Source organism: Pseudomonas agarici, from assembly GCF_900109755.1.
Classification (GTDB): domain Bacteria; phylum Pseudomonadota; class Gammaproteobacteria; order Pseudomonadales; family Pseudomonadaceae; genus Aquipseudomonas; species Aquipseudomonas agarici.
Map to the genome: position 1 here is coordinate 35,984 of NZ_FOAR01000017.1, position 16,432 is coordinate 52,415.

Here is a 16,432-nt window from a genome sequence, read left to right on the forward strand (position 1 = left end):
CGGGTAGCTGTTCAATAGACGAGGGTATGAAAGAGGAATTTAAGCCTTTCCTGGGCCCTGTTTATCAGGGTATTTCCCGTTTGTTCTGCGCCGCCACTTTAAATCTATATGAGAATTACTATAATTACGTGTTTTCAAGCTGCCATTATCGACCCCTTTGTCGTTGATAGGCCTCAAGGACAAATGCTGGCGGGTATCGCGGCTGGGAATCATGGTGGAAAACTACTATCGCGAGCTGGTGTGTTTCCTGAACGCCAGGCTGGGCAACCGCCAGGCTGCCGAAGATGTGGTGCATGACGCTTATCTGCGGGTCCTGGAGCGCTCCAGCCAGACTCCGATCCAGCAGCCGCGGGCGTTTCTGTATCGCACTGCGCTGAACCTGGCGATCGACGATCATCGGCGTAACGTCATGCGCCGGGTCGAGTCTCTGGATGCCCTCGACCAGGAGGAGCGTTTTTTCATGCCTTCGCCCCAGGCCTCGATGGATCATGGCCAGCGCCTGGACATGTTGCAGCGGGCCATGGCCGAATTGCCGGCACTGTGTCGCCAGAGCTTCACGCTGCGCAAGCTCGAAGGCCTCTCGCATCAGGAAATTGCCGAGCGCCTGGGCATTTCCCGCAGCCTGGTGGAGAAACACATCGTCAATGCCATGAAGCATTGCCGGGTACGCCTGCGTCAGTGGGACAGCAGCGGTCGCTAAATTTTTTTTCATGGTCCTCGTTCCTACTCAACAGACGACCTGTGCAGGCGCCGCAGGTCACTTGGGTTTTCCCTTTTCCCCATGCACCGGGGCTTATCCAGAGGACACTGGAAATGACACAGGCAATCGCATCGGCCATCGTTCACGATCTGATCGGCGTTGGTTTTGGCCCCTCCAACCTGGCCCTGGCTATTGCCCTGCAGGAACACGGGCAGGTCCACGGTGAGCTGGAGGTGTTGTTCCTGGACAAGCAGGCCGACTATCGCTGGCATGGCAACACCCTGGTAACCCAGAGCGAATTGCAGATTTCCTTCCTCAAGGACCTGGTGACCCTGCGCAATCCCACCAGCCCCTATTCGTTCGTCAACTATCTGAAGGCCCACGGTCGCCTGGTGGACTTCATCAACCTGGGCACCTTCTACCCCTGCCGCATGGAGTTCAACGACTACCTGCGCTGGGTCGCCGGGCATTTCCAGGCGCAGAGCCGCTATGGTGAAGAGGTGCTGGCCATCGAGCCGATCTTGCATCAGCAGCAGGTCGACGCGTTGCGGGTGATTTCCCGCAACAGTCAGGGCGAGCAGTTTGTCCGTAACGCCCGTTCGGTGGTGGTCAGCGCCGGTGGCACACCACGCATTCCCCAGGCGTTCAAGGCGCTGAAGGATGATGATCGGGTGTTCCACCACTCGCAGTACCTGGAGCGCATGGCCAAACAGGCTTGCGTGAGCGGCGCGCCGATGCGCATCGCGATCATCGGTGGCGGGCAGAGCGCGGCGGAAGCCTTTATCGACCTCAACGACAGCTACCCCTCGGTGCAGGTGGATTGGATCCTGCGCGGTTCGGCGCTGAAACCGGCCGACGACAGCCCATTCGTCAACGAAGTGTTCTCACCGGAGTTCACTGACCTGATCTACCAGCAGAACACCGCTGAGCGCGAGCGCCTGATCAACGAGTACCAGAGCACCAACTATTCGGTCGTGGACATCGACTTGATCGAGCGCATCTACGGGATCTTCTATCGCCAGAAAGTCGCGGGCATGCAACGTCACACTTTTCGTAGCCTGACCACCGTCGAGTGTGCCAGTGCCGGTGAGGCGGGGGTCGAGCTGGCGCTGCGCAACACGGCCAGTGGCGAGTTGGGCGCTCATCGGTATGATGGGGTGATCCTGGCCACCGGCTATGAACGCCAGAGCCACCGCCAGTTGCTGGCGCCGTTGGCGGAGTACTTGGGCGACTACGAGGTCAACCGCGACTACCGCCTGGTCACCGACGAGCGCTGCAAGGCCGGTATTTACATGCAGGGATTCTGTCAGGCCAGCCATGGCCTGAGCGACACCTTGCTGTCGGTATTGCCGATCCGCGCCGAGGAAATCGCCACGTCGCTGTACCGGCACGGTCGCCAGCGCGACCAGAGGCGTTCGGTGCGGGATCGGTTGCTGGCGACGGCGAATTGAGCCCAACTGCCGTGCCGGCGCCGGAGCACTACCGACTGACCCGAGCGGCGTGGCCGTTTCCTGCTGTGGCGCCATAATCTTCCGTTCCGCCGGGATGGTTTTGGGATTATTCCTACATATCTCGCTAGGGGGCGCCCGCTAAAGTGCCTGCCCCATCCGGCGATGGCTGAGGGATAGACGCCGTTTGTCGAGGCAAGTATCCCGGAACTTTCCTACACTGTATTTCGTTGGATTCCCTTCCCTTACTGATCGATGCAAGCACGTTCCCGTCTTTAGCCGTGGCCGGCGTACTTCTCAAGGATTTGCGGATGCGTAACGCACTGATTGTGGATGATCACCCGTTTGTTCGTCTGGCGATCAAGATACTGCTGGAGAAACTCGGTTTTGAGGTGCTGGCCGAGGCCGACAATGGCGTCGACGCGGTGCAGCGAGCCCGCGAGCTCGAACCGCAGCTAATCGTGATGGACCTGAATATTCCCCGGCTCGATGGCCTGGAAGTGATTACTCGGATTGTCACCCTGGGACTGTCGAGCAAGATTGTGGTGCTGACCGAGCAAGCGCCGCAATTCTATGCCGAACGCTGCATGCGCGCCGGTGCGCTGGGCTTCGTTTCCAAGACCGCTGAGCTCGACGAGCTACAACTGGCGGTGCAGGCGGTGATGCTCAACAAAAGTTTCTTCCCGCGCCTGGAAGACCGCGGGCGCACAAAGGCCAGTGTCAACGAATCCGAGTCGCGGCAGATCGAGAATCTCAGCAACCGCGAACTGAGCATCCTGCGCTATATCGCCCGTGGCATGAAGAACAAGGAGATCAGCGAGTTGATGCTGCTGAGCGACAAGACGGTCAGCACCTACAAGACCCGTCTGATCGACAAACTGAACCTCAAGTCAGTGGTTGCGCTGGCGGAATTTGCCAAGCGCAACCATCTGATCTGAGCAGCCGGACCTGAGCGGTGCGGTTCAGTCCCAGTCTGGGGTGATGCCCTTGGGGCTGGTCAGGCGGTGGCCACGCTCCAGGCCGTCGATGGCTGTCATGTCGGCAGCGCTTAGGCGCAAGTCGCAGGCTTTGAGGTTGCTGGCCAGGTTTTCGCGTCGGGTCGAGGACGGAATCACCGCATAACCCTTCTGCATCGCCCAGGCCAACGTTACTTGGGCCGGGGTGGCTTGGTGTTGCACGGCGATCTGCTGGATCAGCGGGTCTTTCAACACCTCGCCATAGGCCAGGGTCATGTAGGAGGTGATCTGCATGCCCTGGCTGTGGGCAAACTCCACCACCTTGCGGTTTTGCAGATAGGGGTGCAGTTCGATCTGGTTGGTGGCGATGTGTTCGGCACCGACGGCGGCGATGGCCTGTTTCATCAGGTCGATGGTGAAGTTGGACACACCGATCTGGCGAGTCAGGCCCAGTTGCTTGGCTTCCCGCAGCGCACCCATGAATTCCTCGACCGGCACCTGGTTTTCGGGCGATGGCCAGTGGATCAGAGTCAAGTCCAGGTAATCGGTTCGCAGCTTGCGCAGGCTTTCCTTGAGGCTGGGTATCAGCGCTTGCCTGGAAAAATTGTCGACCCAGATCTTGCTGGTGATGAACAATTCGTCGCGGGCTACGCCGCTGGCGGCGACGGTCTGGCCGACCTCGGCTTCATTCTCGTAGATCTGTGCGGTATCGATGACCCGATAGCCCAGTTCGAGGGCGGTGCTGACCGAATCGATGACAACCTGGCCCTGCAGGCGGAACGTACCAAGGCCGAAGGCGGGAACAGACATAGGTGACTCCTGGAATAGGAACGGTCCGCGAGTATCCCCATTCCTATCTTTGAGAAAAATAGACGATGGGGAAAAGGACTCTTTACCCATAATCACGAATGCTCGCCTGGTCCCCGCACCCGTGCGCCAGGGGCGCTGTAGCTGAGCAAGTCGCCCGGTTGGCAGTCCAGGTAAGCGCAGATTGCTTCCAGCGTCGACAATCTAAAGCCTTTGACCTTGCCCTGTTTGAGCAGGGACAGGTTCTGTTCAGTAATGTCGATGGCTGCCGCGAGGTCTTTGGATTTGACCTTGCGCAAGGCGAGCATGACATCGAGCTTGATTTCAATCGGCATCGACGCGTCCTAGACGAACTGCTGGTTTTCACGGGCCAGCGAGCAGGCATTGTAGAGAATTTTCGCGATCAGCATGATCGATGCGGCAAGAAATAGGGCTACCACCTGCGACGGGCTGAAGCCCAGGGTCAGCAGACGCTGGCCTGGCGGCATCAGGAACGTCATCCATACGCTCAGGGCCGGCTCTAGCAGGAGCGTGGCCAATACCCAGAAGCCGACATTCTTTCCAACCTGCCCCAGTCGTTCGGCCGATTCCGCCGAAAAGTAGTCGCCACGACTGTAAACCTGGAACAGCGCGCGCAAGGCAAACAGGCCCCTGGCGAGGATCAGCAAGGGAATGCTGGACAACAGGATACAACCCGCTACTTGCCATCCCGGCATCTGTTCGACACTCACCTCGAAATGGCCGGCCGTCGAGGCCAGGTTGAAGCCGATTCCATAGGTGCTAACAAGGCTGGGGTAGAACCAGCAGGCGATGTTGACCAGCAACATCGCGATGATCAGCAGCAAGGTTGCAGAGGCAAGAAACCGGCTGTGATTTGCCAGGCGATCGGGTGTCATGTCATGTCCTTTCGAGGGTTGAGGGAAGCCGTCGCGTGCCAGGGGCGATCAGCTCTGACATAACTGTATTAGGATGATTAATTATTGTAAAACGATAATTTTATTGATTTTGTAACGTGATCGTCGATCGCTCCCACGCAGGAGGCGGAAGCGATCGGCAGGGTCCGGGCCACCAGCGATCAGTCTTGCGGGTGTAGCTGGCGAAGCACCTCGCGCACCCGGTCCAGCGATGGCTGGATATCCAGGGTCTCGATGGAGCCGTAACCCATCAGCAGGCCGGTGCGCGGGGTGGCGGTGTGGTAGAAGGGCGCAAGCGAGTACAACCTGACCTCGACTTTCTTGGCCAGCTCAATCAGCAGTGGGATATTCAGTGCGCCCTTGTCGAGGATCGCCAGGTGGAAGCCGGCGGTGGAGTGGATGCGTTGGAACCAGGGTGAAAGGTCGCCGTCCAGCCGCTCGATCAGGTGTTCGCGACGGCTGGAGTAGGCCTTGTGGCAGCGTCGGATGTGCTTGAGCAGATAGCCGTCGACCATGAATTTAGCCAAGGCCCACTGGATCAGCGTCGCGGTGTGCCAGTCGGTCAACTGTTTGGCCGAGATCAGCGCCTTGAGCAGGCCAGGCGGCGCCACCAGGTAACCCAGGCGCAATTCCGGCAGCAGGGTCTTGGAAAACGTTCCGACATAGGCGACCAGACCCTGTTGGTCGAGGCTTTGCAGGCAGTCGGTCGGTCGCCCCTCATAGCGGAATTCGCAGTCGTAGTCGTCCTCGATGATGATCGCTCCGAGGACGCGCGCGCGCTCCAACAAGGCCTGGCGGCGTTCCAGGCTCATGGGCATGCCGAGCGGGAACTGATGCGCCGGGGTCACGTAGATCAGCCGCGTGCCGTCGGGAATCAGCTCGACCCGGATGCCTTGATCATCCACCGGGACGCCGACCACAGTGGCGCCCTGAGCGGCGAATAACAGGCGCGCCGGTGGGTAGCCGGGGTCCTCGACGGCGACGGTGCAGCCGGGCTCGACCAGCACCCGGGCAATCAGATCGAGGGCCTGCTGGGCGCCGTTGGTCACCAGCAGGTCGTCGCTGTTGCACCGCACGCCACGGGAAAAGCCGATATGTCGGGCAATCGCTTCGCGCAGCATCGGGATACCTTCCGGCTGGCTGTACAAACCGTGCACCTGGGCAGTCTGGCGCAGGGCGAACAGCACGCTACGGCGCCATTCGTCATGGGGAAACTGATTCTTTCTGGTGGCCCCGCCCAGGTAGTCATAGCGCAGGGTGCCGATGGGGTGGTGCATCGGAAGCGGAATCGACGCCTCACGCCATTGCTTGATCACCGCCGCCCCGGCCAGTGCTTCGCGGTGCGTCCTGGGGCGGATCTGGGGAATATGCGAATTGACGAAGGTTCCGGCGCCGACTCGTCCGACCAGCAGGTTGTCGTAGGTCAACTGGGCATAGGCATCGGCCACGGTCTTGCGCGAGACCCCCAATTGCTCGGCGAGCAGGCGGGTGGGCGGTAACTGGGTGCCGGCAACCAACTGGCCTTGGGTGATGGCGGTGCGTAGTTGTTCGGTGATTTGTCGGGCCAGGTCGCGACGACCCTCGAGATTGATATGTAATTCCATGGGAGGGCTCGTTGAAAGGGGAAAAGCAGTTCGCAATGGGGGCGCAGTTTAGCCTGCCGTGCCCAGAGGGGCATCCGTTGCGCGGACCAGGGCGATTGGCTCCCGGTTTTTTTAATAAATTGGCTATTTGGTCTGATGCTCAATGGTCTTAACGTAGTACCGTCTTTAACGGATTAAGAGTTATGTTATGCAACCTCGTCTTGATTTCTACGCCGCTTCCCCAGATGCCTTGAAAGCCATGTTGGCCCTGGAAAACGCAGTCAGCAAATTGCCCCTGGAAAAGTCCCTGATAGACTTGGTGAAGATGCGTGCTTCGCAGATCAACGGCTGCGCCTTTTGCCTCGACATGCACGGCACCCACGCACGTAAAGCCGGGGAAACCGAACGGCGCCTCTACACGCTCTCGTCCTGGCGTGAAACGCCGTTCTTTACCCCCCGCGAACGCGCAGCCTTGGCCTGGACCGAATCCCTGACCCTGATCAGCGAGACCCACGCATCGGACGAGGACTATGCACTACTTTGTGCCGAGTTCAGCCCAATGGAAATGGTCGACCTGAGCGTGGCCATCGGCACCATCAATAGCTGGAATCGCCTGGCCATCGGCTTTCGCAAAATGCCGGTCGAGTGATGCTGGTTGCGATGGGCTGAGCGGCGCGAACCTATGCCAGGGAAATTGTTGCCCTGGCATTTGTCCGGCTTTTTTCCCTTGCTTGAGCGCTGGTTGGCGCTTGCCTAAAATACTCAGCGGCGACTACCTTGAGGCGTACAGATAGGCTCTCGGAGTAGTCCCCGTCATTTGCCGAAAAAAGCCGATGAAGCTGCTATCGTTGGCAAACTCCAGTTCATAGGCAACGTAGGCAATATTGCGTCCGGTGGCGAGCAGTTCGATCGCCCGCATCAACCGCCACTGCTGGCGCCACTGCTGATAGCCCATACCGGTTTCGCGCACGAAGATGCGACCGATGGTCTTGCTGCTGGCACCGACTCGGGTGACCAATACCTGAAGTTCGGGCGGTAATTGCTCCAGCGACACCAGCAGGGGGGCCAGACGCTTGTCCTGAGGCAGGGGCAGCAGCATCGGCTGGCGCGGCGCCTCACGGATCTCCTCGAGGCACAGGCCCAGCAGGTGAGAGGGCTTGCCCCGGCTCCAGTCGGTATCGAAGGCCATCAGGGTCATGGGCTCCAATACCGCCCGAAGCAGCGGGCCAACTTCGATGATCGTGATCTGGTCCGGCAGCCCGCTAAGCAGTTCGGGGGCCAGGTACAGTGAGCGATAGTCCACGGTCTGCTGCATCACTGCTCGATGTTCCACGCGAGGCGGTATCCAAGCCGCCCGGGACGGCGGCAGGAGGCAGAGTTGGTTGGCCAGCGTGATGCGCGAACAGCCCTGGCGGGTAAACAGCAGTTGCCCGCGACGATGACAATGCCGACCCGAATCATGGTCCCCCAGACGTGCTGCAATACCGATGACCGGGGCGGCCAGAGTATCGGGGTTGAATGTCGCCTGGGCGTCGAGCCATGCCATGGATTGTCCGATTTCAGTAGTTTATTGTCCTAATTTGAATAATACGCCAACTGTACTTTCTTAGAATCGCGCTCAGCCTTTCAAGGAGTGCATGTTCATGAAATTTAATGGCCAGTTGGCCCTGGCGATCGCCTTGCTGATGTTTCCGCAGATTGCCCAGAGTATTTTCAGCCCGGCCCTGGCGGACATCGAGCGAGTCCTGGAAGTGGGGGTGGCGTCGGCTTCGCGCATGTTCTCAGTGTATTTCCTGGCCTTTGCCTTCGGGGTGGTGGTGTGGGGCCTGGCCTGTGACTGGATCGGCCGGCGGCCATCGCTGCTCGCCGGACTCGTCGTGTATCTGCTAGCGATATGCCTGGCCTTGAGCACCACCAGTTTCAGTGTTTTCCTGATCTCTCAGGCATTCGCGGCCTTCGGCGTGGCGGCCTGTTCAGTGGTGACCCAGACGGTGCTGCGTGATAGCTTTCGAGGGACGGAATTGGCTCAGGTGTTTTCGTTGGTGGGCATGGCTCTGGCGGCGAGCCCGGCTATTGGCCTGTTTACCGGCGCTAGCCTCGTGGCCGGCTTTGGCTATCACGGGGTGCTATACGGCCTGCTGGGCCTGGCATTGCTGCTGTTCGGCGTGTCGGCCCGGCAACTGTCGGAAACCCGTCCGACACTGGTTGTCACGCCGCCGCTGTTCGCCACCTCGGTGGACCTGTTCCGGGACCTCGGTGTCTGGCGCTCGGCGCTGCTGGTCGCGGCGTTCAACATCGCCCTCTTCAGCTACTACAGTCTGGCGCCTTTTATGTTCCAGCGATTAGGGCTTGGCGGCGAGCTGTTCGGCTACAGCGGCGTGATCCTGGCTTTGGGATCGGGTTGCGGCGCTTGGCTGAACAAGCGCCTACTGCACCGTGGCTGGGCTGGCGAACGGTTGGTCGGGCTGGCGTCGCGGCTGATGCTAGGAGCGGGCGTTGCGGTGTGGGGGCTGCAAGACAGCGGGCTGTTCGTTCTGCCGATGATGGCGATCGTGCTGGGGTTCGGACTGGCAATCCCTAACATCCTCGGCGGTGCCCTGGCGGCTTATTCCGACCGCCAAGGTACCGCCGGGGCGTTATTCGGCCTGATGTATTATCTGATGATTGGCGCCGGGTTGATGGGGAGCGCCTGGAGCCAGGACTTGGGTGCCAGCCTGTTGTTCTGCGGGGCAACGGCGTGGGTACTGACCTTTCGGTGGCGGTTTCCACGGGGCGGTGCCAGCCACTGAGTTCGGTGCTCATGAAGACGGCAGCAAAGTGCTGAAGGACTGCACCAGTGGCCTAACACAATTTCAGCCCGTCGATGATCAGCGCGAAGTTAACGAAGCCGATAAACATTATATTCAGCTTTTCAAAGCGGGAAAAAATATGCGCAATCCTTTCAACTGTCTAAATAGGCACGCCACTTCATAGTGTTGCAAAGGTGACTGCAAAGGAGTGACCGTCTGATGGGGAACTGGTCAGACTCCTATCATTTGACCAAGCAGCGTGGCCAGGAATAAGGCCTGCTCGCGGTCTTTTATGTTAGTGAAACCTAGCAGCAAGCCAGGTTCGGTGGGTGCCTCCAGGTACCAGTCGGAGAGGGCATGAACATTCAAACCAGCGCTTTTTGCCTTAGCGGCCATGGCGCGATCATCCGTACCTTCAGGCAGACGCGTCACCAGGTGCATCCCCCCGACCTGATGGTCGATCGACAGGCGAGCCCCCAGGGCGCTGGTCAACGCAGCCACCAGTAAGCCTCGTCGAGCTGCATAGAGGTTGCGCATTTTTCTCAAATGACGTGCGAAGTGGCCTTCATTGATGAAGTGGGCCGTAGTGACCTGCCATAGTTGAGGGCAATGGCTATGCATCATGTCGGTGATCTGAGCGAATCGGCAAACAAGATTTTTTGGGACTACCAGGTAGGCCAGCCGCAAGCCAGGTAACAGCACTTTGCTGAAAGTGCCGCAATACAGGACTCGATCATAGGTATCCAGACTTTTCAAGGCCGGGAGGGGGCGTCCTAGATAGCGATATTCGCTGTCATAGTCGTCTTCGATAATCCAGCTTTGTTGCTGGTGAGCCCAAGCCAGCAAATTCTGGCGGCGGGGCATCGACATCGCAACACACAGCGGACTTTGGTGGGTCGGCGTTACCACAGCAAAGCGTGCATTGCAGGCTCGTTGTATACCGGACTCTACGATCATTCCTTGATCATCGACAGGAACGGGAACGAGGTTGGCTCCAGCCTCACGCAGAAAATGATGGGCAGCCAGGTAACCGGGGTCTTCGACCCAGCAGTGATCTGCACTATGCAGCAGGCTTCTACAGATCAAATCAAGGCAAGCTCGATAGCCTGCGACGATAAAAACCTGCTCTGGTGAACAGCCGATGCCACGTGAAACACCCAGATAACCGGCGACTGCGTTGCGCAAAGAAACATGTCCTTTGGCATCGGGATAAATCAAACCATCAGTGGCAGAGTGGCGCAGTACTCGATAGGCCAGACGGTTCCATAACTTGCTCGGAAAGGCATCTAGCGCCGGCAGCCCCATTTGCAGTGGCTGTGGAGGTTCGCCTGTATGTATCAGGGGCTGTTGGGGGGATTGCGATTTTGTCGAAAGCGATTTAAGTGGGGCTGATCTAATTTGGGGAGAGACAACTGTCCCGGCGGCCCCGCGTGTCATGAGATAACCCTCGCCTATCAATAATTGATAAGCTGCCTCAATTGTTCCATGAGCCAAATTGAGTTCCGAGGCCAGCGCCCGTATGGAGGGCACGCGGTCGCCAGGCTTGAGGCGACCTTCTGTGATTGAGTCACGAAAGCGCGAGTAGATCTGCCGAAACAACGGTGGATTCTCACTCTCATGCGGAGTGTTTTTATTCATTTGAATGTCCTAGTCATTTTGATCATTTTTGACTCTATGGGGTGGGCTACTGGCAGAGTAATGTTTCTCTACGTTATTTCCATCGCAATGGTTGATTACCCAGACCGGTGGAGCAGCGATTTTTCCCCAACTAATGCGCAAACGACTTGCAGGACATTTATGTTCTCCGGTCGTTGGAGAATAAGATGCTCTATAACCCAAGGCTGGATAGCTCAATGGTCAGCAGTGGCTCCGTGCGATCCCTTGATGCCAAGGTGGTGATATGGATACCGGCGGTGAGTGCCGCACTCTACCCGTGGATTCTCGATGCATTCCATTGGGTGGTAGCCCCCGCCGAAGGGAAAAGTGACCCGTTGTCGGCAAACGCTCTCCTCGCCGCTGCTCTGCTGTTGATCGCCGCATTTGCCGTGCCCTTGATCTGTTTGATGACGGCCGGAAGCACAACTCATGCGGCCTCGGGGGAAAGCACCCGTGCCCGGCGATTGGCGTTGTTGGCGGTTGCCGCTCCTACGCTGTATGTGTTTTTTGGCGTGCTTACCTATATGGCTGGCAGCAAGATCGCGGATACCTGGATATGGTCGCCGGCGTGGTTGTTGTTGGGGTATTGGGCATCGCGAAAAGGTGCGCCCGGCACACGTTCACAAGTACAACCGTCCTCGCGTTTGCGTGTGGTGCACGGTATCGCTGGCGCAATAACCGCGCTCTACGTTCTATTTCATATCTTCAATCATTTGTTCGGGCTGATAAGCCCCCAAGCGCATGCCGCCGTGATGGACATGGGCCGCACAGTCTATAGAGCGGCAGCTATCGAACCGTTGTTGGTGGCGGTCATGTTGTTTCAGATTGTCAGCGGCCTGCGACTGGCATGGACATGGACAGAAACGAAGGCTGATCGTTATCGGGTTTTTCAGGTTGCGTCAGGTGTGTTCATGTCGATGTTTATTCTCGGCCACATGAATTCAGTGTTCATTTATGCACGGACTTTTCTCAATATTCCCACCGACTGGGCATTCGCCGCCGGACTGCCTGCCGGTCTGATACATGACGCCTGGAATATTCGTCTGCTGCCTCATTACGCGCTGGGCGTGTTCTTTGTGCTGACTCACCTGTTTTCAGGGTTACGCGTGGTGCTTCTCGCGCATAGGGTCGATGAGTCTCGTGCCAATCGGATTGGGTGGTTGGGCGCTGGAATAAGCTTGCTGATTTCGGCGGCGATTATGAGCGGCATGACTGGATTGCGGTTGATCTGAGTCTCGGACTTTTTTGCGATGCGGACCAGAGCCCCCCATAACTGTCGAAGTCAGTCCAGTACGTTTTGACTTCGCCTGAAAAAAGGGCGATCTCATGGCCACAAGTGCCATGGACCTTTCAACGAGTCCCGCTTCCGGCAAGGTCATCATGTATTCGATTGCTACGGTGTTGATATTCGATGGAATGAATTGCGGCTACTAATAGGAAGCATTACTATTCACGCCCCGCCTTCATAGCCCATCGCCATGAACCTCCAGCCACCCCGAACACCCGGTTTTTTCGAGCATTACGAAGAGTTGATCGGCACTTGGACTCGCCGACTGAGAAACCGTCAACAAGCCGAAGACCTGGCCCATGATACCTTTGTGCGGGTGTTGGAAAGCACTGCTGGCGGCGTCGCGCAACCACGCGCCTATCTGCATCAGACCGCGCGCAATATCGCGGTGGATGCCTATCGTCGCGAAGACCGGCGCGGTGCCCTCGAACTGGAAGCGATTCATCACAGTGCGCCGCCCAGCGGTGACCCGGAGCATTTCATGCATGCCATCCAGCTTGCCGACTCCATCGAGCAGGCACTGGGCGAACTGCCCGTCAACTGTCGCAAGGCGTTTATCTGGCAAAAGATCGAGGGCTTGACTCAGGCAGAAATCGCCAAACGTCTCGGGTTGTCCAAGAATATGGTGGAGAAGTATATGATCCGCACCTTGCGGCATCTGCGTGATCGCCTGGATGAACCGGATCAATGAAGGACAAGGCGATGCAAGTTCCACCCGGACAGGACTTTCCATGATGGATACCGGTGATTGCCCACGCGATCCCGCCACGGTTCGCGATGAAGCCGCGACTTGGTTCGTGCGGATGCAGGAGGCGCCGTTGAGCGCTGAACAACAGGCGCAGTTCCAGGCCTGGTGCCAGGAACATCCGCTGCACCAGAATGAATTCGATTTGCTCCAGGGACTGTGGAGCACCACCGACCTGGTGCCCCGGGCGCGCCTGCAGGCCCTCGGCGATGCGCCTCCAGCGCGGAGCGGGCGTCGGTTGGTACGCTATGCGGTCGCTGCCGGGGTGGTGGCGGTCGCTCTGGGACTGGGTCTGTTCAGCGGCTTGAACCATCCTGCGCCCTACAGCGCCACATTCGCTACGGTGCTCGGCGAGCGCCGGCAGGTCGCCTTGCCTGATGGCTCAGTCATCGAGCTTAACAGTCGCAGCCGAGTGCGCGTGAGTTACGAGCAGGACCGGCGCAATGTCGAGCTGGAGGAAGGCGAGGCGATGTTCGGCGTCAAGCACGACAGCCACCGACCGTTTGTGGTGTTGGCCGGGGCCGGCAAGGTGACGGTCACCGGGACGCGCTTCGACGTGCGCCGCGATCCGACGCAAGTCCATGTGGTCGTGGAGGCCGGGACGGTCAGGGTCCAGGGGCGTGATGCCCGCGACGCTGATTTTGTCACCCTCACCGCCGGCCTCGGTACGCGGGTCAATGCCCAGGGTCAGGTCGAAGTCGCGCAGACAGTCAATCCCGAGGAACTGCTGGCCTGGCGCAGCGGCAAGCTGATGTTCAGCAATGCCAGCCTGGCCGATGTGGTGGGGCAGGTTTCGCGTTACCGGGACAAGCCGTTGAGCGTCGCCACCCCGGCGGTCGGCAACCTGCGTCTGACCAGCGTGTTCAAGGTCAACGATACCGACGCCTTGCTCAAGGCCCTGCCGAGCATCCTGCCGGTGGCGGTCAGGAGCCGTGCCGACGGCAGCCAGGAAATATTTGCAAAATAGATTCAGGTTTTTTTCGAGTTCTTCGTCTTCTTGTTCAACTGCAACTGGTTTTCATTAACAGCCGCATATATTTGCGAACAACAGGACAAGGTCAGACGTGAACAACACACCCAACGCTCTATACCGGGCGATCCGCGACACACTGCCCAGCTCCCAGGCCTTTGCCCTGGCGCTCGCGGTCAGTGCCGTTGCCCCCCTGAGCCAGGCAGCCCAGGCCGATTCGACCATTCATATTCAGGCCCAGTCCTTGGCATCGGCCTTGAGCCAGTTGGGTCAGCAGACCTCTTTGCAAGTGTTTTTCAATCCGCAACTGGTGGCCGGCAAGCAGGCCCCGGCGGTAGACGGCAACCTGTCGCCGGAAGAAGCTTTGAACGTGCTACTGCGTGGCAGCGGCCTGGATTATGACCTCCGGGACGGTTCGGTCACCTTGCACGAGGCCGCTCCGACCGCCGCGGGCTCGTTGCAGTTGGCGCCGATGGATGTCAAGGTAGTGGGTGATTGGCTCGGCGACGCCGACCAGGCCATCGTGCAGAACCACCCAGGCGCGCGGACGGTGATTCGTCGTGAAACGATGATTGAGCAGGGGGCGATGAACGTCAGGGATGCGCTGCGTACCGTTCCCGGCGTGCAGGTGCAGGAAAGCAATGGTACGGGTGGCAGCGATATTTCCCTCAACGTCGGTGTGCGTGGCCTGACATCTCGTCTGTCGCCACGCTCCACCGTGCTGATCGACGGCGTGCCGGCGGCATTCGCGCCTTACGGCCAGCCGCAGTTGTCGATGGCCCCGGTGTCGGTGGGCAACCTGGACAGCATCGATGTAGTGCGGGGTGCCGGTTCCGTGCGTTATGGACCGCAGAACGTCGGCGGCGTGATCAACTTCGTGACTCGGGCGATCCCGCAGAAGTTTTCCGGTGAAATCGGCACGACCCTGGAAACCTCGCGTTATGGCGGTGTGAAGCACCTCGACACGGCATTCCTTGGCGGCACCGCCGATAACGGCTTTGGCGCGGCGCTGTTGTACTCCGGCGTAAAAGGCGAGGGTTTTCGCGAAAGCAACAACAGCAACGACATCAATGATGTGCTGCTTAAAACCCACTGGGCGCCGACCGATCAGGACGATTTCTCGCTTAACCTGCATTACTACGATGCCAATGCGGACATGCCGGGCGGCTTGACCCAGAAACAGTACGACGCCAATCCTTACCAGTCGGTGCGTGACTACGATAATTTCAGTGGCCGTCGCAAGGACATCTCCTTCAAGTACAAGCGGCAGGTGGATGACCAGACCCAGGTCGAAGTGCTGACCTACTACACCGACAGCTTTCGCGGCAGCCACATCGCCGCCCGCGACCAGAAGACCCTTGGCTCCTTCCCGCGCAGTTACTATACGTTGGGTGTCGAGCCGCGGGCGTCGCGGGTGTTCGAACTGGGCAACACCAGTCAGGAAGTCAGCGTCGGTTATCGCTACCTGCGTGAGGCGATGCACGAGTCCTCCAGCCGGCTGGCCTTGGTCAACAACGTTCCGACCATTACCCCGACCTCCGACGGCCATATCTTCCAGGACCGTACCGGTGGCACCGAGGCGCACGCCTTCTACATCGACAACAAGATCGATGTGGGCAAGTGGACAATTACCCCAGGTATCCGCTTCGAGCGCATTAATACCGACTGGCATGAGCGTGCGGTACTGGGCACCAGCGGCGTGCCGGTCCAAGAGAAAAACCGCAGCGTCAACAGCAACGAACCGCTGCCAGCCATTAGCGTGATGTACCACCTCTCCGATGCCTGGAAGCTGTTCGCCAACTACGAGACTTCCTTCGGCAGCCTGCAGTATTTCCAGGTGGCGCAGGGCGGTAACGGCAACAGCACCGCCAATGGCCTGCAACCGGAAAAGGCCAAGACCTACGAGTTGGGTACCCGGTATGACAACGGCATCTGGGGCGGTGAGATGACCCTGTTCTACATCGACTTCGCCGACGAACTGCAATATGTCAGCAACGATGTGGGTTGGACCAACCTCGGTGCGACCAAGCACCAGGGTATCGAGACCTCTGTGCACTATGATCTGTCGACGCTGAACCCACTGCTCGACGGCCTGACCGCCAACGCCGGCTTCACCTACACCAAGGCTACCTCCCAGGGCGATATTCCTGGCTTCAAGAATCGTGACCTGCCGTTGTATTCCCGTCAGGTGCTCAATGTCGGCCTACGTTATGCGGTCAACCGCTGGACCTACAACGTCGACGGCTTCGCTCGCTCGGTCCAGCATGCGCCGGGTACCGGGACCAACGCCGATGGTAGTTTCAATGGCAACTACATCACCGAGCCGACCGCCGATGGTCAGTACGGCAACATTCCCGGCTATATGACCTGGGATGCGCGTGGTGCCTATGACTTCGGGGCACAGTTGTCGAACTTGAAGCTGGGCGCGGGGGTGCGCAACATGTTCGACAAGCGCTACTTCACTCGCTCAAGCGATAACAATGCGGGGATCTACGTGGGGGAGCCGCGGACATTCTTCGTGCAGGCCAGTGTGGGGTTCTGATAGAACGTCTGTAGGAGTTGGCTTGGCGGAACGC

Annotated in this window: 15 protein-coding genes and 1 pseudogene; 9 read left to right on the forward strand and 7 right to left on the reverse strand. The window is 58.9% G+C overall.

Annotated features, from left to right (window positions below; genetic code table 11):
- The first annotated feature begins 211 nt into the window (after nt 1–211).
- The 3 genes from BMX68_RS16175 to BMX68_RS16185 all read left to right on the forward strand — a co-directional run bounded on the left by BMX68_RS16175 (nt 212) and on the right by BMX68_RS16185 (nt 3,086).
- Nucleotides 212–700, forward strand: coding sequence for a sigma-70 family RNA polymerase sigma factor (locus BMX68_RS16175; RefSeq protein WP_017132087.1), 489 nt, complete (start codon nt 212–214; stop codon nt 698–700).
- Between the two features lie 113 nt (nt 701–813).
- The gene (locus tag BMX68_RS16180; protein ID WP_017132086.1) at nt 814–2,151 is read left to right on the forward strand and encodes a lysine N(6)-hydroxylase/L-ornithine N(5)-oxygenase family protein; all 1,338 of its coding nucleotides are present in this window, start codon (nt 814–816) and stop codon (nt 2,149–2,151) included.
- A gap of 308 nt (nt 2,152–2,459) precedes the next feature.
- The gene (locus BMX68_RS16185; RefSeq protein ID WP_017132085.1) at nt 2,460–3,086 is read left to right on the forward strand and encodes a response regulator transcription factor; all 627 of its coding nucleotides are present in this window, start codon (nt 2,460–2,462) and stop codon (nt 3,084–3,086) included.
- A 24-nt stretch (nt 3,087–3,110) separates the two neighbouring features.
- Here BMX68_RS16185 and dkgB read toward each other — a convergent pair whose 3' ends face one another.
- The 4 genes from dkgB to pdxR (BMX68_RS16205) all read right to left on the reverse strand — a co-directional run bounded on the left by dkgB (nt 3,111) and on the right by pdxR (BMX68_RS16205) (nt 6,429).
- Nucleotides 3,111–3,914 carry a 2,5-didehydrogluconate reductase DkgB gene (gene dkgB, locus BMX68_RS16190; RefSeq protein ID WP_017132084.1) on the reverse strand — a complete coding sequence of 268 codons (804 nt, stop codon included), beginning with the start codon at nt 3,912–3,914 and terminating at the stop codon, nt 3,111–3,113.
- Between the two features lie 92 nt (nt 3,915–4,006).
- Nucleotides 4,007–4,246 carry a helix-turn-helix domain-containing protein gene (locus tag BMX68_RS16195; protein WP_017132083.1) on the reverse strand — a complete coding sequence of 80 codons (240 nt, stop codon included), beginning with the start codon at nt 4,244–4,246 and terminating at the stop codon, nt 4,007–4,009.
- A gap of 9 nt (nt 4,247–4,255) precedes the next feature.
- Nucleotides 4,256–4,807 (reverse strand): DUF2975 domain-containing protein, encoded by a 552-nt coding sequence (locus tag BMX68_RS16200; RefSeq protein WP_017132082.1) that lies wholly within the window; start codon nt 4,805–4,807, stop codon nt 4,256–4,258.
- Between the two features lie 179 nt (nt 4,808–4,986).
- On the reverse strand, nt 4,987–6,429 hold the full coding sequence (gene pdxR / locus BMX68_RS16205) for a MocR-like pyridoxine biosynthesis transcription factor PdxR (RefSeq protein ID WP_017132081.1): 1,443 nt from the start codon (nt 6,427–6,429) through the stop codon (nt 4,987–4,989).
- 187 nt (nt 6,430–6,616) lie between these two features.
- Between pdxR (BMX68_RS16205) and BMX68_RS16210 the strand changes: the two genes are divergently transcribed.
- On the forward strand, nt 6,617–7,057 hold the full coding sequence (locus BMX68_RS16210; RefSeq protein ID WP_017132080.1) for a carboxymuconolactone decarboxylase family protein: 441 nt from the start codon (nt 6,617–6,619) through the stop codon (nt 7,055–7,057).
- Nucleotides 7,058–7,180: 123 nt separating this feature from the next.
- On the opposite strand, the gene BMX68_RS16215 is transcribed toward BMX68_RS16210, so the two are convergent.
- Nucleotides 7,181–7,954, reverse strand: a complete 774-nt coding sequence (locus tag BMX68_RS16215) for an AraC family transcriptional regulator (protein ID WP_017132079.1) — start codon at nt 7,952–7,954, stop codon at nt 7,181–7,183.
- Nucleotides 7,955–8,051: 97 nt separating this feature from the next.
- Between BMX68_RS16215 and BMX68_RS16220 the strand changes: the two genes are divergently transcribed.
- On the forward strand, nt 8,052–9,197 hold the full coding sequence (locus tag BMX68_RS16220; protein WP_017132078.1) for an MFS transporter: 1,146 nt from the start codon (nt 8,052–8,054) through the stop codon (nt 9,195–9,197).
- A 52-nt stretch (nt 9,198–9,249) separates the two neighbouring features.
- Here BMX68_RS16220 and BMX68_RS26415 read toward each other — a convergent pair.
- Together BMX68_RS26415 and pdxR (BMX68_RS16225) are read right to left on the reverse strand one after the other, a co-directional pair.
- Nucleotides 9,250–9,377: pseudogene (locus BMX68_RS26415) on the reverse strand (IS5-like element ISCARN85 family transposase); the annotation flags it as partial.
- 51 nt (nt 9,378–9,428) lie between these two features.
- Nucleotides 9,429–10,835, reverse strand: coding sequence for a MocR-like pyridoxine biosynthesis transcription factor PdxR (pdxR, locus tag BMX68_RS16225; RefSeq protein WP_026013190.1), 1,407 nt, complete (start codon nt 10,833–10,835; stop codon nt 9,429–9,431).
- Between the two features lie 185 nt (nt 10,836–11,020).
- Between pdxR (BMX68_RS16225) and BMX68_RS16230 the strand changes: the two genes are divergently transcribed.
- The 4 genes from BMX68_RS16230 to BMX68_RS16245 all read left to right on the forward strand — a co-directional run bounded on the left by BMX68_RS16230 (nt 11,021) and on the right by BMX68_RS16245 (nt 16,398).
- Entirely contained in the window at nt 11,021–12,085 is a 1,065-nt protein-coding gene (locus tag BMX68_RS16230) for a hypothetical protein (protein WP_017132075.1), read from the forward strand.
- A 246-nt stretch (nt 12,086–12,331) separates the two neighbouring features.
- The gene (locus BMX68_RS16235) at nt 12,332–12,832 is read left to right on the forward strand and encodes an RNA polymerase sigma factor (protein ID WP_017132074.1); all 501 of its coding nucleotides are present in this window, start codon (nt 12,332–12,334) and stop codon (nt 12,830–12,832) included.
- Between the two features lie 40 nt (nt 12,833–12,872).
- Nucleotides 12,873–13,853, forward strand: coding sequence for a FecR family protein (locus BMX68_RS16240; protein ID WP_017132073.1), 981 nt, complete (start codon nt 12,873–12,875; stop codon nt 13,851–13,853).
- Nucleotides 13,854–13,983: 130 nt separating this feature from the next.
- Nucleotides 13,984–16,398: a TonB-dependent siderophore receptor gene (locus BMX68_RS16245; RefSeq protein ID WP_026013189.1), complete on the forward strand. Its 2,415-nt coding sequence runs from the start codon at nt 13,984–13,986 to the stop codon at nt 16,396–16,398.
- The last annotated feature ends 34 nt before the right edge of the window (nt 16,399–16,432 follow it).